The organism is Neobacillus sp. 204, assembly GCF_046562815.1.
Lineage (GTDB): Bacteria > Bacillota > Bacilli > Bacillales > Cytobacillaceae > Neobacillus.
In genome coordinates, this window is record NZ_JBJORY010000049.1 from 1 (window position 1) to 1014 (window position 1014).

Here is a 1014-nt window from a genome sequence, read left to right on the forward strand (position 1 = left end):
TCATTCAATTCTATGTATTTATACGATGGTTTTGCTTTCTTCGGAAATCAAATTGCTTTATTCTGACATTGTAATCGAAGTTCGTTAAGTTTTTCTTTTTGCTTTTTAGTGAGTTTCAAAACCTTCATTAATAAATTTATCTTTTCACTATCCTTTAGATGCACCAGACGATGGACTGTTTCATGAAGTATTACTAAGTTAGAGAATCTATCGTCCTTTGAAAGATGATATGGTTCCTTGTGATGACAATGCCAATCACTAATTCCTAGTTCTACTCCTGATATTGCACATTTTCCATACTGAGCTATGAACTTACTTATTCGATTGTCGTTATATTCGATTGACCGTTCTGAAATAAAGCTTTTCATGATGGAGGTTAAGACCACTTTGTTTATAGCTTTTAGGCTATTGTGTATTCTCTTTCTACCTTCGGTAGTATAGTTACAGGTATCCTGAGAAAAGCATAGATTCGATTTATGCCGTTGGGCATGAATGGGTACGAACACCATATTTTGTATTTTATATAATTGTAAATTGTACCCTTTATACCTTTTTTGTAGCGTCTTAGTCATATCATGAAAATTTGCATCTGTTCTAAGGAGCTTTAGTCGATTGTATATCGATTTGCGTAGATAAGAGTTTAACTCATTAAGATTAGTTGTGATTTGAGTCGCTGCTGAATAGTAATTTTGTATTCCCATTACAACTGTATTGAAATTCCAAACGGTTTTTGCACTAGGATTCTTTTGAATAGCTTTGATAGCCTCTTTTATTTTAGTGGAGGCATTTTCCTTTGCTTTTTTGGACATATTGGAATGGGCTACATAGCCAAACCTGGTTTTACCCTTCCTTACTACTCTCATTGTGAAACCAAGAAACTCGGAAGAGTTTTTCTTTAGGTTGATTACCTTTGACTTTTCTTCACTAGTTTCAAGGTGGAGTCTAGTTTTTAAAAAGTCCTTTATGGCATAATTCATTTTTATCGCTTGAGTTCGAGTCCTACAAAGAACCTTA

The 1014-nt window shown here is 33.7% G+C and carries 1 pseudogene; it reads right to left on the minus strand.

What is annotated here, in order from left to right:
* Positions 1 to 47: 47 nt before the first annotated feature.
* Positions 48 to 1014 (minus strand): annotated as a pseudogene (locus ACJ004_RS30010) (group II intron reverse transcriptase/maturase); the annotation flags it as partial.